This window comes from Streptomyces sp. NPDC045431 (assembly GCF_040646655.1).
Lineage (GTDB): Bacteria > Actinomycetota > Actinomycetes > Streptomycetales > Streptomycetaceae > Streptomyces.
Genome location: NZ_JBEZAQ010000013.1, coordinates 121,955 through 136,508 on the forward strand (window position 1 = coordinate 121,955; position 14,554 = coordinate 136,508).

The window sequence follows — 14,554 nt, forward strand, 5'->3', positions numbered from 1 at the left end:
GAAGTGGCTCGCCACGGGAGGGGGTCACGCGGTGACTCCGAAACTCGGCTCACGGTCGCGGTGCGCGTTCCTCATACTGCTCGTCTGGGCGGTCGCGCCGGTCGGCTCCGCGTACGCGGACGAGAGCACGCCCCCGGGTACGCCCCCGGGTACGCCGCCGGGCGCGGGCCGGCCCGCCGTCCGGCCGCTGAACCCCGCCGGGAGCGCGGCGGCACGGCCGGCCACACCGGTCCCGGTCCCGGTCCCGGCACCGGTCGCGCCGGTGCCCAGCGGTCCGGGCGCCTCCCCGGGGGTTCCGACGCCTGGGACGTCCCCCACGTTTCCCGGAGGCGCGGACGGGGCGCTGCACCCGGCCCAGGTGCCGGGCAGGCCGTCGACGTCGCCGTCGCTCGCCGGGCGGCCCGCCGGGGCGGGGCGGGAGCGGCCGGGGCGGCCCCAGCCACCGTCGCCGTCGCCGTCGCCATCGGCGTCGCCGTCCACGGACCCGTCGGGGGACCCGTCGGGGACGGAGTCGGGCGCGGGAGACCCGTCACGTACCAAAACTGCAACAGCGCCGGACGCCCCCGACGGGGACGAGCCGTGGGACGAGGTACCGGAGACGGACGCCGCGGTGCCCGGCGAGCCCTCCCGTACGCCGGCCGCCGACGCGTACGAGCCCGCCGCGCGGGCCGCCGAAAACTCCGCCGAGACCGCCGCTGACCGGCAGCTTCCCGTTCTCACCCTGGGGGTGGGGCTCGCCACGATGGGCCTGGGACTCGGCTTCCTGGGACTCCGGATGCGCCGCCGCTGATCCTTTCCCGCCCCGTCGATCCCCCTTGAGACGGACGTTCCCGGTCCTCCGGGCGACGGTTGCCGGGCACGACATACTCGGTATACATACTGAGTATGTCCATCCGCCACGGGCTGCTCGCCCTCCTCGAACACGGCCCGCGCTACGGCTCCCAGCTCCGTACGGAGTTCGAGTCGCGCACCGGCTCCACCTGGCCGCTCAACGTGGGCCAGGTCTACACCACGCTCAGCCGCCTGGAGCGCGACGGCATGGTGGAACAGGGCGGCGCGGACGAGGCCGGGCACGCGCTCTACGCGATCACCGAGGCGGGCCGCGACGAGCTCAGGAGCTGGTTCGAGAAGCCCGTCGACCGCACCAGTCCGGCGCGCGACGAGCTGGCCATCAAGCTGGCCATGGCGGTCGGCGCCCCCGGCGTCGACATCCGGGCCGTCATCCAGTCGCAGCGCCGCCACACCGTCAGGGCGATGCAGGACTACACCCGGCTCAAGCACCAGGCGATCGCCGCCCTGGAGAGCGGGGCGTCGCGCGAGCGCGACGACGTGGCCTGGCTGCTCGTGCTGGAGCAGCTGATCTTCCAGACGGAGGCCGAGGCGCGCTGGCTGGACCACTGCGAGGCCCGGCTCATCCGGCTGTCCCACGCCGTCATGACCGGACGGACGGACACGGCCGGCACAGCTGGCACGGCCGACACGGCCGACACGGCCGGGCCACTCGGCTCACCCGGCTCCGCTCCCGTGGGCGGTGCTGCGGGAGGCACCGCCACCGCCGGGCGCGCGGGCAAGGCCGCCGGCTCGTGACCCGCACCGGCTGAGCACCACCCCAGACCACTCTCGTACGAACATCCGCTGCGTACGCCCGCACGCGCGCGCGTATGCCCAAGGGGGGACCCCTCCATGTCACCACGCCAGTCCGAGCAGCCGGTGCTGCAACTCCAGCGGCTCACCCGGGTCCACGGCTCCGGCGCCACCGAGGTGCACGCGCTGCGCGGCATCGACCTCGACGTCTTCCCCGGTGAACTCGTCGCCGTCATGGGGCCGTCCGGCTCCGGCAAGTCCACGCTGCTGACCATCGCGGGCGGCCTCGACACCCCGTCCTCCGGACGGGTCATCGTCGAGGACACCGACATCACCGACGCCGACCGCAAGACGCTCGCCGCCCTGCGCCGCCGCAGCATCGGGTACGTCTTCCAGGACTACAACCTCATCCCGGCGCTCACCGCCGCCGAGAACGTCGCCCTGCCGCGCGAGCTCGACGGCACCTCCGCCCGCAAGGCGCGCGGTGAGGCCATCGCCGCGCTGGAGGAAATGGGCCTCGGCCACCTCGCCGACCGGTTCCCCGACGAGATGTCCGGCGGCCAGCAGCAGCGCGTGGCCATCGCCCGTGCGCTCGTCGGCGACCGGCGGCTGGTCCTCGCCGACGAGCCGACCGGCGCCCTGGACTCCGAGACCGGAGAGTCGGTGCTCGCGTTGCTGCGCGCCCGCTGCGACGCGGGCGCGGCCGGTGTCCTCGTCACCCACGAGCCGCGCTTCGCCGCCTGGGCGGACCGCGTGGTGTTCCTGCGTGACGGCGCGGTCGTCGACCAGACCATCCGCAGCGACGCCGACTCCCTGCTCACGGGCCAGGCGGCCGAACAGTGAACAACTGGTTCCATTCGTGGCGCGCGGCGGTGCGCATCGCCCGCCGTGACGCCTGGCGCTTCAAGGGGCGCAGCTTCCTCGTCCTCGCGATGATCGCGCTGCCCATCCTCGGTGTCAGCGCCGCCGACCTGACCCTGCGCTCGGCGGAGCTGTCCGCCGAGGAGAAGGTGACGCGCACGCTGGGTGCCGCGGACGCGCGGATATCCGACCCGGGGTACGGCGGGGCGCCGCTGTACCAGAACCCGGAGGGCGACCAGTCCACGCCGGTCGGGGAGTTCGACGGCAAGCCGTACCCGGAAGGCGCGACGGACGTCTCCAAGGCGTTCCCGGCGAACGCGACGGTCCTGCCGGACTCGGTCGGCTACGGGAAGGTGCGCACCGCGTACGGTCTGCTGCACGCCCAGATCCGGGAGCTCAAGGCCGACGACCCGATGGCCGAGGGCCTGGTGAACCTGCTGGACGGCCGGTTCCCGAAGAAGGCCGACGAGGTGGCCGTGACCGGCCACTTCCTGGAGGCCAGCGGCCTGCGTGTCGGCTCGACGCTCACCGCGCGCGGCCTGGACCGGGAGTACCGCATCGTCGGCACGTACGAGATGCCCAACGGGCTCAAGGACGACGAGGTCATCGCCGTGCCCGGCGCGTTCCTGGCTCCGCTCGACAAGGCGCTCAAGGCGGAGGGGCTGTCCGGCACGACCACGACCACCACGCACCTGCTCCGCGTGCCCGGTGGTTTCACGTGGAACATGGTCAAGGAGGCCAACACCAAGGGCGTGACGGTGACCTCGCGCGCCGTCCTCCTCGACCCGCCCGCCCAGTCCGACGTCCCGCTGTACACCGAGGAGGGCTGGGCTCCGTACGAGGAGAGCGGTGCCGCCAACGCGGCCGCCCTCGCTGCCGCCGGTACGGTCGTGGGCCTGGCGATGCTGGAGATCTGCCTGCTGGCCGGTCCCGCGTTCGCCGTCGGCGCCCGCCGCTCGCGCCGCCAGCTGGGCCTGGTCGGTGCCAACGGCGGCGACCGCCACCACATCCGGGCCATCGTCCTCGCCGGCGGCCTCGTGATCGGCGCCGCGGCGGCCGTGACCGGCACGGTCCTCGGCATCGTCCTGACCTTCGCGCTCCAGCCGGTGCTGGAGGAGACCATCGGCCGGCGGTTCGGCAGCTTCGACGTCCGCCCGCTGGAGCTGCTGGGCATCGGACTGCTGGCGGTGCTGACCGGTCTGCTTGCCGCGATCGTGCCGGCCGTCACGGCCTCGCGCCAGACGGTGCTGGCCTCGCTCACCGGTCGCCGCGGGGTGCGCCGCAGCAGCCGGGTGCTGCCGCTGATCGGGCTGGGCGCGGTGGCACTGGGCGCCGCGATCGCGCTGTACGGGTCGGTCTTCTCCGACCAGTTCCTCCTCGTCGCGGCCGGCAGCGCCCTGGCCGAGCTCGGCGCGGTGGCGATGACCCCCGCCCTGGTCGGACTGTTCGGGCGCGTGGGCCGCTGGCTGCCGCTGTCGCCACGACTGGCGCTGCGGGACGCCGTGCGCAACCGGGGCCGTACGGCTCCGGCGGTCGCCGCGGTACTGGCCGCGGTCGCGGGCACGGTCGCCGTGGCGACGTACACGGTGAGCCGCGACGCGCAGGAGCGGGCCGGCTACGAGGCACAGCTGCCGCACGGCGCGGTCTCCGTGCTGGTGCGGGAGGGCGGCGGCCGGGATGTCCCGGCGGTGCGCGACGCGGTCCAGAAGAACCTGCCCGTCGACCTGCGGGCCGATCTGGACCGGATCGTGGTCGGCAGAGCCGGCTGCGACGTGTACAGCAGCGCCGAGGGCTGTGGCACCTATGAGGTCGTCATCCCGAAGGCCAACGAGTGCCCGCTGTGGGCCGCCACGCCGGACGGTTCCGACCCGGCGGAGAAGCTCAGCAAGGAGGAGCGCCGCAAGCTCGGGCGCGACTGGCGCTGCCAGAACACGGAGACCATGGCGTTCAGCGAGTCCGGGCTGGTCGTCGCCGACGCCAAGCTGCTGGCGGTGCTCGGGGTCAAGGACCCGGGGGCCGCGAAGGCCCTGGCCGAGGGCAAGGTCGTGGCCTTCTCGCGGCCCATGGTCGACAAGAGCCGGAACATCTCCATCCGGCTGATCACCGACCAGCAGGCGGCCGACGAGGCCGCCATGGCCGGCAAGGAGCGCCCGGGCCGGGTGAAGTCCTTCCCCGCGTACCAGGTGGCCGAGGGCACCAAGGGGTACGGCGTGGCGGGGATCATGTCGCCGGCCGCGGCCAAGGCGGCGGGGCTGGCCACGCAGCCGCTGGGCGCGCTCTTCACGACCGGCACCATGCCGAGCGGTGAGCAGCGCCAGAAGCTGGACGACGACCTCGCCAAGACGGGCGTCGGTGTCGAGCTCTACGTGGAGGAGGGGTTCGTCAGCGAGAACAGCATCGTGCTGCTGTCGCTGACCGTCTTCGCGACCCTCATCACCATCGGCGCGGCCGGTATCGCCACCGGGCTCGCCCAGGCCGACGCCGAGGCCGACCTCAAGACGCTGGCCGCGGTGGGGGCGCCGCCGCGGGTGCGCCGGACGCTCAGCGGCTTCCAGTGCGGGGTGGTCGCCGTGATGGGTGTGCTGCTGGGCTCGGCGGCGGGCGTACTGCCCGCGATCGGGCTCCGGCTGACCGAGCGGCGCCAGGAGATGAAGTGGTACCAGGAGGCCCTGGACCAGGGGATGACGTTCAGCCCGCCGCCGCACGTGCCGATCATCGTCCCGTGGGAGACGCTGGCCGCCCTGCTGGTCGCCGTCCCGCTGGGCGCGGCGCTGCTCGCGGCCCTGGTGACCCGCTCCCGGGGGGCGCTGGCCCGCCGCGCCGCCACCTAGGCCGCACGTGTGCCCCTGGAGGAGGGTGGATCACCCTCCTCCAGGGGCAGACCGTGTGATGACGCACGTGTACGAGAGAATGGGCGCCATGGAGATGCCGAGGAATGAACGGTCGCAGGAGAGCAACCCCCACATCCTCGTAGTGGGGCAGGACGGGATGGCGCTCGGCGGCGGGGACGGCGACGACGAGCCGCGCGAGATCCCGGTGACCGAGATGGTCGAGCAGCCGGCGAAGGTGATGCGCATCGGCAGCATGATCAAGCAGCTGCTGGAAGAGGTCCGCGCGGCTCCTCTGGACGAGGCCAGCCGGGTCCGCCTCAAGGAGATCCACCGCGGCTCCGTGAAGGAGCTGGAGGACGGTCTGGCGCCGGAGCTGGTCGAGGAGCTGGAGCGCCTGTCCCTGCCCTTCACGGATGAGGCGGTCCCGTCGGAGGCGGAGCTGCGCATCGCGCAGGCCCAGCTGGTGGGCTGGCTGGAGGGCCTGTTCCACGGCATCCAGACGGCGCTGTTCGCCCAGCAGATGGCGGCCCGCGCGCAGCTGGAGCAGATGCGCCGCGCGCTTCCCGCCGCCGCGCACCACGACGATGACGACCGCTCCCACGGCGCCATCCGCTCGGGCCCGTACCTGTAGGGCTTGTTCCGTAACCTGTAGGGCTTGTCGTGTACGGCGCTTCGAGGCCCGGCTCCCTTCACGGGGGCCGGGCCTCGCCCGTGCGCACGGTCAGGGGGTGACCAGCAGGACCTTGCCCACGTGGGTGCTCGACTCCAGCGTGCGGTGCGCCTCCGGGGCTTCCGGCATCGGGAAGGCGCGGTCCACCACCGGCCGCACCGTGCCCGCCGCGAGCAGCGGCCAGACGTGCTCCCGCACCGCCGCCACGATCGCCGCCTTCTCCTCCAGCGGCCGCATCCGCAGCGAGGTCGCCGTCACCGCCGCGCGCTTCGCCAGCAGCGCCCCGAGGTTCAGCTCGCCCTTGACGCCGCCCTGCAGTCCGATGACCGCGAGGCGGCCGTTCACGGCGAGCGCCTTGATGTTCCGGTCCAGGTACTTGGCGCCCATGATGTCGAGGATGACGTCCGCACCCGCGCCGTCCGTGGCCTTCTTGATCTCCTCGACGAAGTCCTGCTCGCGGTAGTCGATCAGGATGTCCGCGCCCAGCTCGGCGCAGCGCGCCAGCTTCTCGGGGCCGCCGGCCGTGACCGCGACCCGCGCGCCCACCGCCTTCCCCAGCTGGATCGCCATCGTGCCGATGCCGCTGGAGCCGCCGTGCACGAGGAGGGTCTCACCCGGCCGCAGGTGCGCCACCATGAACACGTTGGACCACACCGTCGCGGTCACCTCGGGCAGCGCCGCCGCCGTCACCAGGTCCACGCCCTCGGGCACGGGGAGCACCTGCCCCACCGGCGCGACGACCTTCTCCGCGTAGCCGCCGCCGGCCAGCAGCGCGCACACCTCGTCGCCGACGGACCACCCCGCGACGCCGGGGCCGAGCGCCGCCACGCGCCCGGAGCATTCGAGCCCCGGGTACGGGGAGGTCCCGGGCGGCGGGTCGTAGTAGCCCTGCCGCTGGAGCAGGTCGGCTCGGTTGACGGCGCCGGCGGCCACCTCGATGAGGATCTCGCCCTCGCCCGGCACGGGATCGGGCACCTCGGCCCAGACGAGCGCCTCTGGTCCACCTGGTTCCGGAATCGTGATCGCATGCATGGCGGCGACGCTACTCCTGCTCCTTCTTCTCCTGCTCCTTCTCCTCCTGCTCCGGCGGCTGCCGCTACTCGGGCGGCGTGCTCAGCGGTGTGACGGGCTTGGCCCGGACGATCGTGATCACCCGGTCCGTCAGCTGGAGCGGGCTCGCCTCCGGGTCGTCGTACCCCAGCAGCCGGTGCCCGCGCAGCACGCTGACGACCAGGTCGTCGGTCTCCCGCACGCTCTTGCCGACCTCGGCCTTTATCACCGGCCGCTCGACCAGGTCGAGGCCGCTGCCCGACTGGATCAGGTCCTCCATCACCGTGCCCGCGCTCGGGCTCAGCACCGACAGGCCGAGCAGCCGGCCCGCCGCGCTGGCACTGGTGATCACGGCGTCCGCGCCCGACTGGCGCAGCAGGGGTGCGTTCTCCTCCTCGCGGACGGTGGCGACGATCTTCGCGCCGCGGTTGAGCTGGCGCGCCGTCAGGGTGACCAGCACCGCCGTGTCGTCGCGCTGCGTCGCCACCACGATCTGGCGCGCCCGCTGTACCTCGGCTCTCAGCAGGACGTCGCTGCGGGTCGCGTCGCCGACGACCCCGACGAGCCCGTCGCTGTTGGCGGTCTCGATCACCTTGTCGCTCGGGTCGACGATGACGATCCGCTCCTTCTTCAGGCCGGTCGCGCAGAGCGTCTGGACCGCCGAGCGGCCCTTCGTACCGAATCCGACGATGACGGTGTGGTCGCGCAACGTGGACCTCCAGCGGTTCAGCCGCCACTCCTCCCGGGTGCGCTCGGTGAGGACCTCGAGAGTGGTGCCGACGAGAATGATCAGGAACAGCACGCGCAGCGGCGTCACCAGCAGCACATTGACGAGCCGCGCGCTGTCGCTGTGCGGGACGATGTCGCCGTATCCGGTCGTGGACAGCGTCACGGTGGCGTAGTAGATGGCGTCGAGGACGCCGACCTTCCCGTCGGCGTTGTCGTGATAGCCGTGTCGGTCCACGACGACGATGAAGACGGTGAGCGCGAGGACGCACAGGGCCATCAGCAGCCGCTTGGCCACCTGCCGCAGGGGGCGCTCCATGACCTGGCGGGGCAGTCTGATCCGTGAGGTGATCAGCTGCTCTTCGGCCCGTCTGGCCATCGCGTCATGGCCGGGAAGTTTCACGTGAAACACCCTTCGGTGGTTGATGGCCAGGGCAGGCCCAGGATCTCCAGGACGTCACCGGACGCGGCGCCGCCCGGAGGGACGACCGCGAGCCCGTCGGCCGCCGCTATGCCGCGCAGCATGGCCGGGCCGTTGTAGTGCAGCGGCACGGCCTGCCCGGCCCGCCGCACGACCGGCACGAGCCGCGTGTCGTACGGATGTCCCTGCACCTCGTCGCGTACGGGCAGCCGGTACGGCTCGGGGGCCGGTCGGCCGGCGAGGCCGCGCAGCAGGGGTTCGGCGAGGGTGAGCAGCCCGGACACGGCGGCGAGCGGGTTGCCGGGCAGCCCCACCAGGTGCGTGCCGGGGGCGAGGCGGGCGAGCAGCATCGGGTGGCCGGGGCGCACCTTCACGCCGTCGACCAGCAGCTCGGCGCCGGCCTTGCGGAGGACCGGGTGGACGTGGTCGACGGGGCCGGCGGCCGTGCCCCCGGTCGTGACCACCACATCGGCCGAGGACCCGGTGACCGCCGCGTACAGCGCCTCGGCGTCGTCGCCGATGCGCCGGGTGGCGATGACGTCCGCGCCGAGTGCGGTGAGCCAGGGGCCGAGCATGGGCCCGAGGGCGTCACGGATGAGCCCGTCGTGCGGGAGCCCCGTGGTGAGCAGCTCGTCGCCCAGGACGAGGACCTCCACGCGGGGGAGCTCGATGACCGGCAGGTCGTCGTACCCGGCGGCCGCGGCGAGGCCCAGCACGGCGGGTGTCACGGGGCTGCCCGCGGGCAGCAGTTCGTCGCCGGAGCGGCACTCCTGGCCCCGGGGGCGGATGTCCTGCCCGGGCAGGACCTCGCGCTCGGCGTGCAGCCGGGTGCCGTCGGCCTCCGTACGGGAGTGCTCGGCGCGGACCACGGCGGTGGCCCCCCGCGGTACCCGGGCGCCGGTGGCGATCCGTACCGCCGAGCCGTCGGGCAGCTCGCCGGCCGTGGCGTGACCGGCCAGCACGGAGCCGCTCCCGGCCACCGTCCAGGGTCCGGGCCCGGCGACGGCCCAGCCGTCCATGGCCGAGGTGTCGAACGACGGCAGGTCGGTGAGCGCGACGAGCGGCTCGGCGAGCACCCGCCCGAGCGCGTGGGCCGACGCCAGCCGGCGGGACCGCGCCGGTCCGGCCCGCCCTTCGCAGGCGGCGACGACCCGGGCCTCGCCCCAGGGTGTGGCGCGGTGCCGCTCCTGCGCTCCCGGTCCGGTCATTCCTCGTCGGCTTCCTTCGCCCAGCGGTCAGCGAGCGCCGCGGCCCTGCGCGCCGCCTCGGCGACGGCTTCGGGGCCGTCACCGCCGGCCTTGGCCGCGGCGTAACCGACCAGGAAGGTGGTGAGCGGCGCGGCGGGCCGGGCGACGCCGTGGGCGGCGTCACGGGCCAGGTCGAGGAGGAGGCCGGTGTCGACGTCCAGCTCGATGCCGAGTTCGGCCTTGACTGCGGTGATCCATTCGTCCAGCACGTGCCCATGCTCCCTGATGCGGGCACGGGCCGTGGAGATGTCCTCCCAGGTGTCGCAGTCGAAGGAGGCCAGCGGTCCGAGCGGGAGCCGTACGAGATCCAGCTCCTGGGTGAGCAACCGCAGCGGCAAACCGGACAAGCTGCCGTATTCCGTTGCCAGCAGCGCGACTTCGCGCCGTAGGGGTTCGGTGCGGTACGCGGCGACGAGCGGCTGGTCGCGCCCCTCGGCGTCCACGGACAGCACGCCCTCGGCGGTCCCGTCCCGGAGGGCCTCGGTCAACTTCCGTACGCTGCCCTCCTCCAGGAACGGCAGGTCCCCGCTCAGGACGAGCACGGTGTCGGTCTCCACCTGCCGCAGCCCGGCCGCGAGCGCGGCGACCGGCCCGCCCCCGGGCGGCTCCTCCCGCGCCCACACCACAGGTCGTACGGTGGCCCGCCGACCGCCGACGACCACGACCCGCGGGGCCTCCCGGCAGGCGGCCAACACGCGGTCCAGCAGGGCGCGTCCGCCCACGCTCACCCCGGGTTTGTCCACTCCGCCGAGCCGCTTGGCCGATCCCCCGGCAAGCACGACAACGTCACATCGGGTCACCCCCTCAGTATTCCCCGGGCCGCCCGGGCCCCGGCCCCCGGGTCGGTGGGACGATCCGGGGGCCGTGCCGGCGAAGGGCGCCGGAGGCGGCCGGAGGGCGTCAGAGGGTGCGCAGCAGCACCGCGGGCGCCTCCACGCAGTCGGCGACGTACCGCAGGAACCCGCCCGCCGTGCCACCGTCGCAGACGCGGTGGTCGAAGGTGAGCGACAGCTGGACGACCTGGCGTACGGCCAGCTCGCCCTGGTGCACCCAGGGCTTCGGGACGATCCGGCCCACGCCGAGCATGGCCGCCTCCGGGTGGTTGATGATCGGCGTCGAGCCGTCCACCCCGAAGACCCCGTAGTTGTTCAGCGTGAAGGTGCCGCCGGTCAGGTCGGCCGGGGTCAGCGTCCCGGCGCGTGCCGCCTCCGTCAGGCGGGCGAACTCCGCCGACAGCGACTCGGCCGTGCGGCGGTGCGCGTCCCGTACGACGGGGACGACCAGGCCCCGGTCGGTCTGGGCGGCGAAGCCCAGGTGCACCGCGGGCAGGCGCACGATCTCGCGCGCCTCGGTGTCCACCGTGGCGTTCAGCTCCGGATAGCGGGCGAGCGCGGCCGTACAGATACGGGCGAGCAGCGCCAGCAGGGAGATCTTCGGACCCCCGGCGGCGTTCATCGCGGCGCGCGCGGCCATGAGCTCCGTCGCGTCGGCGTCGACCCAGCACGTGGCCTCGGGGATCTCGCGCCGGCTGCGCGCCATCTTGTCGGCGACCGCCCCGCGCACGCCGCGCAGGGGCACCCGCTCGCCGGCCGTGGCGGGCACGGGAGCGGCCTCCGCGGGGGCGGGAGCGGGCGCGGAACGCTCGGCGGTCGCCCGTTCCACGTCCGCGCGCAGGATCAGTCCGTCGGGACCGGAGCCGCGCACCTGGCGCAGGTCGAGGCCGCGCTCCCGGGCCAGCTTCCGCACGAGTGGCGAGATCACCGGCACCGGGCCGTCCGGAACCACCGGAACCACCGGAGTCACCGGAGCCACCGGAGCCTGCGCCGGGGCGGGGACGGGGACGGGGGCGGGGGCAGGAGCCACCGGGGCGGAAGGCGCGGCGGCGGGAGGCGTGGCGGAGCCCGTCCGCACGCGGCGCCTGCGCGCGGCCGGCGCGCCCGTCCCGTAGCCGACCAGGACGTTCCCGGACGCCTCCTCGGACGCGGACGCCTTCGATTCCCCGGAGGACTCGGCAGACCCCCCGGAAGACCCGGCCTCCGCCCCCACCGCCACCGTCAGCAGCGGCGCGCCGACGGGCAGTTCCGTCCCCTCCTCGCCGAACCGCGCGGTCACCACGCCCCCGTACGGGCACGGCACCTCCACCATCGCCTTGGCCGTCTCGACCTCGACGACGGGCTGGTCGATGGCGACGACGTCCCCGACCTCCACCAGCCAGCGCACGATCTCCGCCTCGGTGAGCCCCTCACCGAGGTCCGGCAGCTTGAACTCCAGCACCTGGGCCATCAGCTGTCCGCCTCCCACTGCAGTCGCGCCACCGCGTCCAGCACCCGGTCCACGCCGGGCAGGTGGTGCCGCTCCAGCATGGGCGGCGGGTACGGGATGTCGAAGCCGGCCACCCGCAGCACGGGCGCCTCCAGGTGGTGGAAGCACCGCTCCGTGATGCGCGCGGCGATCTCCCCGCCCGGGCCGCCGAAGCCGTTCGACTCGTGGACGACGACCGCGCGCCCCGTGCGCCGCACCGACGCGCAGACCGTCTCGTCGTCGAACGGCACCAGCGACCGCAGATCCACGACCTCCAGGTCCCAGCCCTCCGCCCGCGCCGCCTCGGCGGCCTCCAGGCAGACCGGCACGGACGGCCCGTGCGTGACGAGCGTCGCGCTGCGCCCGGTCCGCCGCACCACCGCGCGGCCGATCGGCTCCACCGGCTCCGGCGCGTCCGGCGACCACTCGGCCCTCGACCAGTAGAGCCGCTTCGGCTCCAGGAAGACGACCGGGTCGTCGGAGGCGATCGCCGCCCGCAGCAGTCCGTACGCGTCGGCGACCGTCGCGGGCGTGACGACATGGAGCCCCGGAGTCGCCATGTAGTACGCCTCGGACGAGTCACTGTGGTGCTCGACGCCGCCGATCCCGCCGCCGTACGGCACGCGCACCACGATCGGGAGCGGCATCGCGCCCCGCGTGCGGTTCCGCATCCGCGCCACATGGCTGATCAGCTGCTCGAACGCCGGATAGGCGAAGGCGTCGAACTGCATCTCGACCACCGGCCGCAGCCCGTACATCGCCATGCCGACGGCCGTGCCCAGGATGCCCGCCTCGGCGAGCGGGGTGTCCGTACAGCGGTCCTCGCCGAACTCCTTGGCCAGCCCGTCCGTCACCCGGAAGACACCGCCGAGCGTGCCGACGTCCTCGCCCATGACGTGGACGGACGGGTCCTCGGCCATCGCGTCGCGCATGGCGCGCTGGAGCGCCTGCGCCATGGTGGCGGGCTTGGCCGCCGTCTTCGCCGCCGTCTTCGTCGCCGCCGTCATCACGCCTCTCCCTCGGCGTCGAGCTCGGCGCGCAACTGTGCCGCCTGCTCCCGCAGTTGTGCCGTCTGCTCCGCGAAGACATGCGTGAAGAGGTCCATCGGGTCCAGCTCCGCGTCGGCGTTCATCCGCTCGCGCAGCCGCGCCGCCATGGCCTCGGCGTCCTCGGCGGCCTGCCGTATCCCCTCCTCGTCGAGGAGGCCCCGCTCGGTCAGCTCCCGCTCCAGCAGCCGGATCGGGTCGTGCGCGCGCCACGCCTCGACCTCGCCGTCGCCGCGGTAGCGGGTGGCGTCGTCGGCGTTGGTGTGGGCGTCGATGCGGTACGTCACGGCCTCGACGAGCGTCGGGCCGCCACCGCGCCGGGCGCGGGCCACCGCCTCGGAGAGGACCTGGTGCACGGCGGCCGCGTCGTTCCCGTCGACGAGCCGGCCCGGCATGCCGTACCCGACGGCCTTGTGGGCCAGGGACGGCGCCGCGGTCTGCTTGGCGAGCGGGACGGAGATGGCGAAGCCGTTGTTCTGGACGAAGAAGACGACCGGCGCCTGCCAGACCGCCGCGAAGTTCAGCGCCTCGTGGAAGTCGCCCTCGCTGGTGCCGCCGTCGCCGACCATGGCGAGCGCCACCACGTCGTCGCCCTTGAGGCGGGCGGCGTGCGCCAGGCCCACGGCGTGCGGCAGCTGGGTGGCGAGCGGGGTGCACAGCGGCGCGACCCGGTGCTCGCGCGGGTCGTATCCGGTGTGCCAGTCGCCGCGCAGCAGGGTCAGCGCCTCGACGGGGTCGACACCGCGGGCCACCGCGGCGAGGGTGTCGCGGTACGACGGGAAGAGCCAGTCCCGCTCCTCCAGCACGAGCGCGGCGGCGACCTCGCAGGCCTCCTGCCCGGTGGTCGACGGGTACACCGCGAGCCTGCCCTGCTTGGTGAGGGCCGTCGCCTGGGCGTTGTACCGGCGGCCGCGCACCAGCTCGGCGTACAGCCTGCGCAGCAGCTCCGGCGCGAACCCGGCCGCGGCGTCCGTGCCGAGCACCCGGTACGGCTCGGGGTCCGGGAGCAGCGGTGCGGGATCGGTGCGCGGCCGCCACGCCGGGGGCGGGGCGGGCCGGTAAGAGGCCGCACCAGGCAGCTCTTGGACCGTCATGACAGCACCTCCTCGTGGGAGCGGGGCATAAGACCCGAAGGGCGGCGCGCCTGTGACGCGCCTCACCTACCGATTGTTCGGTCGTGGATGCATTTTGGCTACAGGCACCTTCAGCCTGTGGACAAACGGTTCTCCACAGCCTGGGATGAAGGCAGGTCGTCCATGGAGGAGAGGCGGGGGGGCATGGCAGCTGAACAAATGGCCGACGGCAGGCCGGACGGCGGGGAGCTGCGGCCGACGGGAGGCGAGCCGGACCAGGCGCCGCGCCCGCTCGACGCGATCGACCGCGACATCCTCCGGATCCTCCAAACGGACGGCCGCGCCTCGATACGCTCCGTGGCCGACCGCGTCCACGTGTCGCGCGCCAACGCCTACGCGCGGATCAACCGGCTCATCGACGACGGGGTGATCCGCGGTTTCACCGCCCGGGTGGACCACGAGCGGGCCGGGCAGGGCGCATCCGCGTACATCACCCTCAAGATCGTGCAGAACTCCTGGCGCACGGTCCGCGAGAAGCTCCAGGCCCTCCCCGGGGCCGCCCACATCGCCCTGGTCAGCGGCGATTTCGACGTCCTGCTGCTGGTGCACATGCCAGACAACCGCACCCTGCGCGAGCTGGTCCTGACCAGGCTCCAGTCCATCCCGGAGGTGCTGTCGACGCGGACGCTGCTGGTCTTCGAGGAGACGGACCTGAACCGGCGGCTACCGGCGGACGAGGCCTGA

The 14,554-nt window shown here is 73.9% G+C and carries 14 protein-coding genes; 6 read left to right on the forward strand and 8 right to left on the reverse strand.

Annotated elements, in window-relative coordinates; genetic code table 11:
- Nucleotides 1–24: 24 nt before the first annotated feature.
- Nucleotides 25–480 (reverse strand): hypothetical protein, encoded by a 456-nt coding sequence (locus AB0A69_RS24270; RefSeq protein ID WP_361425681.1) that lies wholly within the window; start codon nt 478–480, stop codon nt 25–27.
- Nucleotides 481–610: 130 nt separating this feature from the next.
- Between AB0A69_RS24270 and AB0A69_RS24275 the strand changes: the two genes are divergently transcribed.
- From AB0A69_RS24275 to AB0A69_RS24295, 5 genes are all read left to right on the forward strand, one after another.
- A complete protein-coding gene (locus AB0A69_RS24275; RefSeq protein WP_361425684.1) occupies nt 611–790 on the forward strand; it encodes a hypothetical protein in 180 nt (59 codons plus the stop codon).
- Between the two features lie 95 nt (nt 791–885).
- Nucleotides 886–1,587 carry a PadR family transcriptional regulator gene (locus AB0A69_RS24280; RefSeq protein ID WP_361425687.1) on the forward strand — a complete coding sequence of 234 codons (702 nt, stop codon included), beginning with the start codon at nt 886–888 and terminating at the stop codon, nt 1,585–1,587.
- 96 nt (nt 1,588–1,683) lie between these two features.
- Nucleotides 1,684–2,427 (forward strand): ABC transporter ATP-binding protein, encoded by a 744-nt coding sequence (locus AB0A69_RS24285; RefSeq protein ID WP_361425690.1) that lies wholly within the window; start codon nt 1,684–1,686, stop codon nt 2,425–2,427.
- Complete coding sequence (locus AB0A69_RS24290) at nt 2,424–5,276, forward strand: FtsX-like permease family protein (protein WP_361425693.1); 2,853 nt, start codon at nt 2,424–2,426, stop codon at nt 5,274–5,276. The genes AB0A69_RS24285 and AB0A69_RS24290 overlap by 4 nt, the downstream gene beginning before the upstream one ends.
- Nucleotides 5,277–5,364: 88 nt before the next feature.
- Entirely contained in the window at nt 5,365–5,907 is a 543-nt protein-coding gene (locus AB0A69_RS24295; protein WP_361425696.1) for a bacterial proteasome activator family protein, read from the forward strand.
- A 90-nt stretch (nt 5,908–5,997) separates the two neighbouring features.
- Here the strand turns inward: AB0A69_RS24295 and AB0A69_RS24300 are convergent, their stop codons facing one another.
- The 7 genes from AB0A69_RS24300 to pdhA all read right to left on the reverse strand — a co-directional run bounded on the left by AB0A69_RS24300 (nt 5,998) and on the right by pdhA (nt 13,831).
- Entirely contained in the window at nt 5,998–6,978 is a 981-nt protein-coding gene (locus AB0A69_RS24300) for an NAD(P)H-quinone oxidoreductase (RefSeq protein WP_361425699.1), read from the reverse strand.
- A 64-nt stretch (nt 6,979–7,042) separates the two neighbouring features.
- Nucleotides 7,043–8,101, reverse strand: a complete 1,059-nt coding sequence (locus AB0A69_RS24305) for a potassium channel family protein (RefSeq protein ID WP_361425702.1) — start codon at nt 8,099–8,101, stop codon at nt 7,043–7,045.
- Nucleotides 8,102–8,121: 20 nt separating this feature from the next.
- Nucleotides 8,122–9,351, reverse strand: coding sequence for a molybdopterin molybdotransferase MoeA (locus AB0A69_RS24310; RefSeq protein ID WP_361425705.1), 1,230 nt, complete (start codon nt 9,349–9,351; stop codon nt 8,122–8,124).
- The gene (locus tag AB0A69_RS24315; RefSeq protein ID WP_361425708.1) at nt 9,348–10,190 is read right to left on the reverse strand and encodes an NTP transferase domain-containing protein; all 843 of its coding nucleotides are present in this window, start codon (nt 10,188–10,190) and stop codon (nt 9,348–9,350) included. Before AB0A69_RS24315 ends, AB0A69_RS24310 begins: the two co-directional genes overlap by 4 nt.
- Nucleotides 10,191–10,290: 100 nt before the next feature.
- Nucleotides 10,291–11,673: a dihydrolipoamide acetyltransferase family protein gene (locus tag AB0A69_RS24320; RefSeq protein ID WP_361425711.1), complete on the reverse strand. Its 1,383-nt coding sequence runs from the start codon at nt 11,671–11,673 to the stop codon at nt 10,291–10,293.
- Nucleotides 11,673–12,698, reverse strand: a complete 1,026-nt coding sequence (locus AB0A69_RS24325; RefSeq protein WP_361425714.1) for an alpha-ketoacid dehydrogenase subunit beta — start codon at nt 12,696–12,698, stop codon at nt 11,673–11,675. Before AB0A69_RS24325 ends, AB0A69_RS24320 begins: the two co-directional genes overlap by 1 nt.
- Nucleotides 12,698–13,831: a pyruvate dehydrogenase (acetyl-transferring) E1 component subunit alpha gene (gene pdhA, locus AB0A69_RS24330; RefSeq protein ID WP_361425717.1), complete on the reverse strand. Its 1,134-nt coding sequence runs from the start codon at nt 13,829–13,831 to the stop codon at nt 12,698–12,700. The genes AB0A69_RS24325 and pdhA overlap by 1 nt, the downstream gene beginning before the upstream one ends.
- 183 nt (nt 13,832–14,014) lie before the next feature.
- Here pdhA and AB0A69_RS24335 point away from each other — a divergent pair, with 183 nt between their 5' ends.
- Nucleotides 14,015–14,554: an Lrp/AsnC family transcriptional regulator gene (locus AB0A69_RS24335; protein WP_361425720.1), complete on the forward strand. Its 540-nt coding sequence runs from the start codon at nt 14,015–14,017 to the stop codon at nt 14,552–14,554.

What these genes read in the sequence shown, in the direction of transcription:
- AB0A69_RS24280 (WP_361425687.1), top strand. Translation starts at nt 886, where the DNA reads ATGTCCATCCGCCACGGGCTGCTCGCCCTCCTCGAACACGGCCCGCGC.
- AB0A69_RS24285 (WP_361425690.1), top strand. Translation starts at nt 1,684, where the DNA reads ATGTCACCACGCCAGTCCGAGCAGCCGGTGCTGCAACTCCAGCGGCTC.
- AB0A69_RS24295 (WP_361425696.1), top strand. Translation starts at nt 5,365, where the DNA reads ATGGAGATGCCGAGGAATGAACGGTCGCAGGAGAGCAACCCCCACATC.
- AB0A69_RS24300 (WP_361425699.1), bottom strand. Translation starts at nt 6,978, where the DNA reads ATGCATGCGATCACGATTCCGGAACCAGGTGGACCAGAGGCGCTCGTC.
- AB0A69_RS24305 (WP_361425702.1), bottom strand. Translation starts at nt 8,101, where the DNA reads ATGGCCAGACGGGCCGAAGAGCAGCTGATCACCTCACGGATCAGACTG.
- AB0A69_RS24310 (WP_361425705.1), bottom strand. Translation starts at nt 9,351, where the DNA reads ATGACCGGACCGGGAGCGCAGGAGCGGCACCGCGCCACACCCTGGGGC.
- AB0A69_RS24320 (WP_361425711.1), bottom strand. Translation starts at nt 11,673, where the DNA reads ATGGCCCAGGTGCTGGAGTTCAAGCTGCCGGACCTCGGTGAGGGGCTC.
- AB0A69_RS24325 (WP_361425714.1), bottom strand. Translation starts at nt 12,698, where the DNA reads ATGACGGCGGCGACGAAGACGGCGGCGAAGACGGCGGCCAAGCCCGCC.
- pdhA (WP_361425717.1), bottom strand. Translation starts at nt 13,831, where the DNA reads ATGACGGTCCAAGAGCTGCCTGGTGCGGCCTCTTACCGGCCCGCCCCG.
- AB0A69_RS24335 (WP_361425720.1), top strand. Translation starts at nt 14,015, where the DNA reads ATGGCAGCTGAACAAATGGCCGACGGCAGGCCGGACGGCGGGGAGCTG.